This is a genomic window from Flavobacterium sp., assembly GCF_031537875.1.
In the GTDB taxonomy this organism is placed as follows: domain Bacteria; phylum Bacteroidota; class Bacteroidia; order Flavobacteriales; family Flavobacteriaceae; genus Flavobacterium.
Genome location: NZ_JAVKNB010000002.1, coordinates 163,033 through 171,715, shown reverse-complemented (window position 1 = coordinate 171,715; position 8,683 = coordinate 163,033). Strand labels below are relative to the sequence as shown.

At 34.1% G+C, this 8,683-nt stretch carries 8 protein-coding genes; 3 read left to right on the top strand and 5 right to left on the bottom strand.

Features of this window, described 5'->3' with window-relative positions; all coding sequences use genetic code 11:
• Positions 1–645: 645 nt before the first annotated feature.
• Entirely contained in the window at positions 646–1,881 is a 1,236-nt protein-coding gene (locus RMR09_RS00900) for an FtsX-like permease family protein (protein ID WP_310593951.1), read from the bottom strand.
• 81 nt (positions 1,882–1,962) lie between these two features.
• On the opposite strand from RMR09_RS00900, the gene RMR09_RS00895 reads away from it, so the two are divergent.
• On the top strand, positions 1,963–3,198 hold the full coding sequence (locus tag RMR09_RS00895) for a DUF1343 domain-containing protein (protein WP_310593950.1): 1,236 nt from the start codon (positions 1,963–1,965) through the stop codon (positions 3,196–3,198).
• Here RMR09_RS00895 and RMR09_RS00890 read toward each other — a convergent pair.
• Complete coding sequence (locus RMR09_RS00890; protein WP_310593955.1) at positions 3,195–3,689, bottom strand: YkgJ family cysteine cluster protein; 495 nt, start codon at positions 3,687–3,689, stop codon at positions 3,195–3,197. The genes RMR09_RS00895 and RMR09_RS00890 overlap by 4 nt on opposite strands.
• A 91-nt stretch (positions 3,690–3,780) precedes the next feature.
• Here RMR09_RS00890 and RMR09_RS00885 point away from each other — a divergent pair, with 91 nt between their 5' ends.
• Both RMR09_RS00885 and RMR09_RS00880 read left to right on the top strand, forming a co-directional pair.
• A complete protein-coding gene (locus RMR09_RS00885) occupies positions 3,781–4,485 on the top strand; it encodes a class I SAM-dependent methyltransferase (RefSeq protein WP_310593949.1) in 705 nt (234 codons plus the stop codon).
• Between the two features lie 20 nt (positions 4,486–4,505).
• Entirely contained in the window at positions 4,506–5,036 is a 531-nt protein-coding gene (locus RMR09_RS00880) for a YfiT family bacillithiol transferase (protein WP_310593948.1), read from the top strand.
• A 2-nt stretch (positions 5,037–5,038) separates the two neighbouring features.
• Here the strand turns inward: RMR09_RS00880 and RMR09_RS00875 are convergent, their stop codons facing one another.
• The 3 genes from RMR09_RS00875 to RMR09_RS00865 all read right to left on the bottom strand — a co-directional run bounded on the left by RMR09_RS00875 (position 5,039) and on the right by RMR09_RS00865 (position 8,665).
• Positions 5,039–6,196: an aminotransferase class V-fold PLP-dependent enzyme gene (locus tag RMR09_RS00875; RefSeq protein WP_310593947.1), complete on the bottom strand. Its 1,158-nt coding sequence runs from the start codon at positions 6,194–6,196 to the stop codon at positions 5,039–5,041.
• A gap of 31 nt (positions 6,197–6,227) precedes the next feature.
• The gene (locus tag RMR09_RS00870) at positions 6,228–6,860 is read right to left on the bottom strand and encodes a 7-carboxy-7-deazaguanine synthase QueE (RefSeq protein WP_310593946.1); all 633 of its coding nucleotides are present in this window, start codon (positions 6,858–6,860) and stop codon (positions 6,228–6,230) included.
• 137 nt (positions 6,861–6,997) lie between these two features.
• On the bottom strand, positions 6,998–8,665 hold the full coding sequence (locus tag RMR09_RS00865) for a tetratricopeptide repeat protein (RefSeq protein WP_310593945.1): 1,668 nt from the start codon (positions 8,663–8,665) through the stop codon (positions 6,998–7,000).
• Between the last annotated feature and the right edge of the window lie 18 nt (positions 8,666–8,683).

The following is an 8,683-nucleotide window of genomic DNA, read 5'->3' as shown; positions in this document are numbered from 1 at the left end:
GGGAGGGCAAAGATAATTACTTTTTTATCTCTAGCAAATCTTTTTATAAAAATTTCTTCCTATTGTATTTCAACTCGCTTTTCAATATTTAAGTAAGAACGTCGCCTCTAATGCGGGTGCAAAAGTACAACCTAAATCCACTTTCACAAGCTTTTTTAAACTTTATTTTTTGCCTTTTCCTTAACTCGCTGATTTAAAGTTTTGTAAACAACAAAGTTTTTTTTGAATTGGATAGACGCAAAGACTATTTGGCGGAATTCACCGCAGATTCGCAGGTTTTTAAACCATATAAGTCATAGAAGGTTTTGAAATATTATTGAACTTGAAATATTGAACAACGAATGTTGAATGTTGAATTTTGAAATTGTTATTGAAATTAATTTTTTACCATATAAGGAATATAAGGGAATATAAGGTTTTTGAACCATTAAGAAATTAAGGAACATAAAGAAGAGTGAATGTTGAACAACGAATGTTGAATTTTGAATTTTGAACTTTGAATTTTGAACTTTGAAATTGTTATTGAAGTTGTACCCGCGTTAGGGATAGTAGCGACATCCTTTTTAAAAGGGAACTGAGGCTCTCGAAGTCCCTTTAAAAAGATACAGCGGATAGCCCGACCCGAAGGGGAACGCCCAAAATAATCTATTCGTAACGAATGGCTTTGATGGGAGAAATTTTAGTAATGATATACGAAGGGATCAATAACACCAAGAAACACACGCCTACTGTCAATAGATTTAGCGCCAAGATATAGCCCAAATTAAAATAAACCGGTGCTTGGTTCACATAATAATTTTCTGGATTGAGTTGGATTACACCAAAGTATTTTTGAATAAACAACACTGCTATTCCGATGCAATTACCCCAAAGTAAACCGCGAAGAATTAAATAAAAGGCATTGTACAAGAATATTTTTCGAACGGACCAATTATTTGCCCCAAGTGCTTTTAGAATTCCTATCATTTGGGTACGTTCCAAAATAAGTACTAATAAAGCCACTACCATATTAATTGTAGCTACTAAAATCATCACTCCTAAAATGACTACAATATTGAAATCAAATAGTTGGAGCCAATCAAATATATAACTGTATTTTTCAATTATTGTTTTAGAATCTAAATTGGAGGGCGTTTGGCGATAGACTTCTTCCCCTACTTTTTGAATATTGTTGAAATCTTGCACAAAAATTTCAAATGCCCCGATTTCGTTTGGTGTCCATTTGTTGATTCGCTGAATGTGACGGATATCTCCTATTATATAAGTAGCGTCAAACTCTTGAAACCCTGAATTGAAAATTCCAGTGATTTTGAATCTTCGAATATTTGGGAGTTGGTTTTGATTCTCTTTAATAAAAAATGCATTAAACAAATCCCCAACTTTAAGCTGTAATCTATCTGCTAAAAATTGAGAAATAACAACTTCATTGTTCAATTGGCTCGACAGATTGGGTAATTGCCCCGCAATTAAATATTCTTTTAGATTATCCCATTGATAATCTGTACCTACTCCCTTAAAGATAATTCCTTCGAAGGCTTTTTCGGTACGAATAATTCCTGCTTTGGTTGCAATGGCTTGAATATGATTAATTCCTGAAACCGAGTTGAACTTAGGATAAAACTTTTGGTTTTTAGAAATCGGGATTAAGGTTGCCTCCGATTGATTGTTGTCATAATTTGAAATAATGATATGACCATTGAAAGCCGATACTTTTTCGCGAATCTTTTGCTGTAAACCAATTCCTGTTGCCACCGAAACAATCATCATTACCATTCCTATTGCAATAGCCGCAATGGCAATTTTTATTATTGGCGCAGATATACTACTTTTATAATCTTTAGCAGTAATCAATCTTTTGGCTATGAAATATTCTAAATTCAAGTGGACTTGGTATTTACTTGAGCCAAAAATACAGCTAAAACACGAATTACACTAATTGGCTTTAACTTTATTTACTTGGCAATGACGGTCACAATTAAAAAAATAGTACTCCCTATTGGTATTCTGCTTATTATGGTTTCTTGTTCAGTAAACAGAAATCTACAGACAACTAATACCAATCAACATCCTGCCGCTACCACAATTCAAAAGCATAGTAGACCTTCCCAACCTATCGATTTTAAAACAGGAGCTGACAACTACGAAAGTTACCTCACGCTTTTAAAAGATAAAAAAGTGGGTGTGGTAAGTAATCAAACTGGAATATTGACTAATAGAACTCATTTAGTTGATTTTTTAGTTGCCAATCAAATCAACGTACTCAAAATATTTGCACCCGAGCATGGCTTTCGAGGTACTGCCGATGCTGGCGAATTGATTATCGACGGGAAAGATACTAGAACGGGGCTGCCTATTATCTCACTATATGGTGACAATAAAAAACCAAAAACAGAACAATTAGAAGGAATAGATATTCTGGTATTTGACATTCAAGATGTGGGCGCGCGTTTTTACACCTACATTTCCACTTTGCATTATGTAATGGAAGCTTGTGCTGAAAACAACATTCAACTTATTGTTTTGGACAGACCCAATCCGAACGGATTTATCATTGACGGCCCAATTCTAGAAAAAGAATTCACCAGTTTTGTAGGGATGCATCCTGTTCCTGTACTATATGGAATGACTATTGGAGAATATGCTCAAATGATTAATGGCGAAAAATGGCTCAAAAATGAAGTCCAATGTGCTCTTAAAGTAATGCCATGTTTGAATTATGACCGAAATGCTTCGTATCATCTATCAGAAAAACCGTCGCCCAATCTTCCTAACGACCAAGCCATTAATTTGTATGCCAGCTTGTGTTTTTTTGAAGGGACTAATGTAAGTGTGGGTAGAGGAACCGAAAAGCAATTTCAAATATATGGCTCACCATTTTTACCCCAAAGTGGATTTAGTTTCACTCCAGAACCCAATATTGGCGCCAAAGAACCAATGCATAAAGGAAAAGTATGTTACGGAGAAGATTTGTCCTCAATCGAGACGGTTAACCAAATAGAATTGAAATGGCTTTTAAAAGCCTACAAAAGCACTGAAGATAAAACGAAATTTTTCATTCCGTTTTTCACCAAATTAGCAGGCACCAAAGTCCTACAACAACAAATAGAAGAAGGTCTTTCGGAACGAAAAATCAAAAAAAGTTGGAGATTCGGTTTAGAGCAATTTAAAGAAACACGAAAGAAATATTTGATCTATTAAAGCGGTAATTTTTTTTTCATCTCTTCGACTATATTATAGACTGCTGGACAAATAGGAATGTTCTTTAAAGTCAAATTAGATATTTGCTGAAACTTTTTCCGGTCAGTATGTGGGAATTCGCGACAGGCTTTTGGTCGCACCTCATAAATAAAACAGGTATTGTCACTATCCAAAAAAGTACACGGCACGGATTGCAACACATAGTCATTATCTTCATCAATACGAAGATATTGCTCAATAAATTGTTGTGGTTTTTGTCTTAAATGCTTCGCGATTCGTTCAATATCAGCAGATGTAAACAAAGGCCCAGTGGTTTTACAACAATTGGCACAAGTCAAGCAATCCGTTTTTTTAAATTCAGCATCATGTAATTCTTGCATCGCATAATCTAAATTCTTTGGCACCTTCTTTTTCAGCTTATCAAAATACTTTTTATTTTCGATATGCTTATCTTTGGCAAGTTTCCCGAGTTCATTTAAATTTGGCTTCAACATCATATTGTATTTCTAATGCAAAGTTAAACAACTTGAAACTATAAACTATAAAAAGAGGAAAGATTGCTTCGTTCCTCGCAATGACATTATGAAAGACCTTTTCGGAAAAGCCATACTCGATTATCAAACTCACAATAATCCTGAAAACATCATTACATCGACTTCTATTTCAGAAGAAGATGAGATGGAAGTAGGGTATTTATTTCGAAGCTTTGGCGAAATGCCGACAATTGAACAAAAGGCTTTACAACTAACTAAAGGCAGAACTTTAGATGTGGGTTGTGGGGCTGGTAGCCATAGTTTGTATTTGCAAAACGAACGCAATATTGATGTTCATTCTATTGATATTTCCAGAAATGCTATCGAAGCGTGTTCCCTTCGTGGATTAAGAAATGTCCAAGCCATTGATGTATTAGACTTAGACAATGAAAAATACGATACGATACTTTTATTAATGAATGGCACAGGTGTCTTTGAAACATTGGACAAAACGACGCGCTACCTTCAAAAATTAAAAAGTTTGCTGAATCCAAACGGACAAATTTTAATTGATTCCTCTGACATTATTTATATGTTTGACGAAGACGAAGATGGGGGAAAATGGATTCCAAGTGATACGTATTACGGTGAATTAACTTTTAACCTTCGTTATAAGAATGAAATAGAGGCTCCGTTTCCGTGGCTCTATATGGACTACAATACACTTCAAAATGCAGCTTTAGCTAATGGGCTAGAATGTCAACTCCTGCTTGAAGGAGACCATTTTGACTATCTAGCACAACTTTCAATTTAACCATTCATAAAACACAAAAAATGGAAGACAATTTACGTTACCCAATTGGAAAATTTACCGCTCCAGAAGTTTACACATCAAAATATTTATTTGAACGCATTGAGGAAATTGCGCAATTCCCAGCCTTATTAATAAAAGAAGTGTCACAACTGAGTGATGGACAGCTAGACACACCTTATAGGGATGGCGGATGGACTATTCGCCAAGTGATTCACCATTGCGCCGATAGTCATATGAACTGTTTCATCCGACTCAAATGGACATTAACGGAAGACACTCCAACTATTAAATTTTATTATGAAGACCGTTGGGGTGAAATGAATGATAATTCAAAAATGCCAATCGAACCCACTCTAGCTTTATTAGAAGGATTACATTTTCGTTTGGCTTATTTAATGAATAGTTTGTCTGAATCGGATTTGGAAAAATCGTTCATTCATCCCGAACACAATGCCTCTTTTCAAATCAAAGCGATTATTGGTACGTATGCATGGCATGGATTACACCATCTGGCACATATTACAGAGTTAAAAAAACGAAAAGGTTGGTAAATTTATTCTTGAATTAAATCTGTTGTAGCAAGAATATCTTGTAAAGCAGCGTACAATACATCTAAATCTTCCTTTGAATTATAGCCGTTGATGGAATATCTTAAATAAAAATTACCATTCAAAGACATCACTGGAATTTCAATTTTGTATTTAGTAAACAACAACTCCTTTAATCCAATTGGATTGGTTGTTTTAACAGGAATACTTGCCATTTGGACTAAAAATTCTTCCGAAATTGGACAAAGCGGTTGTGTATGAAGTAAATCACAAAAACGTTGGTAATTCCCTAAAACAATAGATTTAGATTGTTTTGCAATTGATTTCCAATTGTTTTTCTCTAAAAATTCAATCACTTTTGGTGTAGTCAAAAAAGAAGAAATATCTCTAGTCCCTTGATAATCTTGATAATCTAAAAATTGGCTTTCTCCCGGAGAAACACTTTCATATCCCCAACCCACAATTAATGGGTCAAGCGTATTTTGAAACGCTTTTTTTACGTACAAAAAAGAGCTTCCTTTGGGTGCCAACATCCATTTATGCAATGTACCTGTATAAAAATCTGGATTTAAATCCTCAATGTTCAAATCCATTTGACCAGGAACATGCGCACCATCGATAATAGTAATTATACCCAACTCTCTTGCTCTATCGCAAATTTCCTTTACAGGGAATACTAGAGCCGTACAACTTGAAATATGATTTAGAAAGATAATTTTTGTTTTGGAATTGTACCCTTTCCAAAATTCGTCTAACAGCTGTTCTTTACTTGTAACTGGGAGTGTGATATTTTGCCGAATGTACTTGGCTCCTGACTTTTTGGAATAAAAACTCCAAATTCGATCCATTGCTCCATATTCATGATTGGTCGATAAAATTTCGTCACCTTCTTGTAGGTCCAGACTTCGCATAATGGTATTAATAGCAAAGGTAGGATTAGGAGTAAAAAACACATCCAAAGAATTACAACCTATATAAGTTGACAGCTTTTCTCTAGCAGTCTTTAAATATCCTGCTGCTTTTTTTTGAATAAACAAAACAGGTTCTGTCTCCAACTCCAACTGAAATCGTTGGTATTCTTCAAAGATAGGTTTAGGACAAGCACCAAATGAACCATGATTTAAAAATGTAATTGTTGGATCAAGAAGGAATTGTGATTTCATTTATTTAGGGACAAAAATTAAAAACTACTATTTATGGGATATTTAAATATTTATGCGTTTGTAATGACACACGCCATTTTGGATTTTTCATGACATAGTCCACTATCATTGGTGTCATCTCTTCTCTTTTGCTCCATTCTGGCTGAAGAAAAAGTATAGCATTTTTATTTACTTTTTCAGCTTGTTCTTCTGCAAAAATAAAATCATGCTTATTATAAATGATTACTTTTAACTCGTCGGCATTGTCATATACCGTTTGTGTTGGTAATTTATATTTTTTGGGCGAAAGACAAATCCAATCCCAAGTTCCTGAAAGTGGATAGGCGCCTGAAGTTTCAATATGAACTTTCACATTGTTATCTTTTAATTTTTGGGTTAACAAAGTCATATCCCAAGTCAACGGTTCTCCTCCAGTTACTACAACAGTATCAGCATACTTAGTTGCATTGGCTACAATCAAATCCACATTAGTAGGAGGATGTAGTTCTGCATTCCAACTCTCTTTCACATCACACCAATGACAACCTACATCACAACCGCCAATTCGTATAAAATAAGCTGCTGTTCCCGTATGTGATCCTTCACCTTGAATGGTATAAAATTCCTCCATCAAAGGCAGCATGGCTCCTTTATTAACTTCTAATTGTATTTCTTTTGATAACATGAATTTCTTTTGAAGTTGCAAAGATAGTCAATTAGAAAATTCTTATCGTATCTTCTTTCAACCTTAAAAGAGTAAAATTTAGACATAAAAAAAACCGACAACTAATTGTCGGTTTTTTTTATACTGTGAAATAATCTTTATTTCAATTGCTTGATTGAGCTTAATGCATAAGCATTAGTTGGATCAATAGCTAAAGTTTTATTGAAATACTCAATAGCTTTTGCTTTGTCTGTATTAGCATAAGTTGCTCCAATTGTGTTGTAACTTTCTGCTATTTTTTTAGCAACAGCTGGCTTAGCAACTTCTTCAGGGCCTTTAGCGGTAACTGCAGCTACATAAGCCTCATAAAATTTAATAGTGTTAGCATCATTATCTAATAAACTATTCGTACGAGCTTTGAACAAATACGCTTCATAATATCCAGGAGAAGCTACTAATACTTTATCAAATGCAGCATCTGCTTTTTGAAGACCTAAAGCATCTGGCTTAATATCTTTTTTATTATTAGCATAATACAATGACAATCCGAAGTACAAATTATCATCTAAATAATTTTTTGAATCTTGGTTAGATGCTCCAAATTCAAAGATGGCTGCAGCCTCTTTATATAATTTTTGAGTAAATATTTTTTTACCTACTTCATTCAAATCCTCTACTGCTAAAGGTTCCATTTCGATCGATTTTTTAATAGACACTAAACCTGCTTCAAAAGCAATAGGGTCAATAGAAAGTCCATCAGCACTAGTTCCTTTTTTAATTTTAGCCAATCCTAACACTTGGTAATCTTTCGCAATAATTTTATTTGTCGGATTAGAAGTGAATGTCTCTAATGACTGAATTGCTTTGTCTACATTACCATTTTCGTATGCAGCATATCCTAAATATCTAAATATTCTTGGATTCACTTTATCTAATTCAATCATTTTATTAGCCTCTTCTTCTAACGCTTTGTAATCTTTAGCTAAAATCAAAAAGTCTGCACGACGCATTCTTGAGTGAATAGAATAGTCCGTTAAATCCATGTACTTTTGATAGTAATCAATTGCGATTTTGAAATTTTCAGCTGCTTTTGAAGGCTTATTTCTCGCGATTTTGTAATAGGTTTCAGCTAATTCTCTATATACTGGTCCGTAATTCGGATTGATTGCAATTACTTCATTATACGCTTTGGAAGCTTCATCGTATGACTTAGCACCTTTCAACAATACTCCTAATTGCATTTTAGCTCTTAATAAAGTATTGTCTGCTTGAAACGCATCTCTGTAGGCTTTGTAGGCATCATTTTGATTACTCAATCCAAAATAAGCATCACCTAGAGCTAATTGCACCTGAGCATCTAATGGATTATTTACTAATGCACGTTTTAAAACTGCAACTGCTGCTTTATAATTAGGTTTTTCAGCATTCATATAAGCTCTAGCTACATACACATACTCTTCAAAATCTTTTTTACGCATGTCTTTTGTAGCCAAAATGAATTTAGCATTGGCTGCAATAGTATCATTTCTATCCAAGTCCATTTGTCCTAACCCAATGTTATTGAATCGGGCAGCTTCTGAAGCAGCTAATCCCTTATCGTAAGAAATTTTAGCTGAATCTTTAAGACTTTGAGTTAAATATACATTACCCAAAATAAAAGAAGCCATACCATTTGAAGGCTTAGCTTGTATGATTGATTTTAGAATAGACTTAGCCTCTTCATATTTCTCGGCATCAATAGCCTTTTTTGCTTGATTGATATCTTGAGCATGACTTACAGAAACTGAAGTCAAAAGAACTAATCCAAAAATTTTAAATTTATTCATCTTTATTTTTATAATTAA

Excerpts from the sequence above, each read along its gene's own strand:
- RMR09_RS00895 (WP_310593950.1), top strand. The coding sequence starts at position 1,963 with ATGACGGTCACAATTAAAAAAATAGTACTCCCTATTGGTATTCTGCTT.
- RMR09_RS00885 (WP_310593949.1), top strand. The coding sequence starts at position 3,781 with ATGAAAGACCTTTTCGGAAAAGCCATACTCGATTATCAAACTCACAAT.
- RMR09_RS00880 (WP_310593948.1), top strand. The coding sequence starts at position 4,506 with ATGGAAGACAATTTACGTTACCCAATTGGAAAATTTACCGCTCCAGAA.
- RMR09_RS00875 (WP_310593947.1), bottom strand. The coding sequence starts at position 6,196 with ATGAAATCACAATTCCTTCTTGATCCAACAATTACATTTTTAAATCAT.
- RMR09_RS00870 (WP_310593946.1), bottom strand. The coding sequence starts at position 6,860 with ATGTTATCAAAAGAAATACAATTAGAAGTTAATAAAGGAGCCATGCTG.
- RMR09_RS00865 (WP_310593945.1), bottom strand. The coding sequence starts at position 8,665 with ATGAATAAATTTAAAATTTTTGGATTAGTTCTTTTGACTTCAGTTTCT.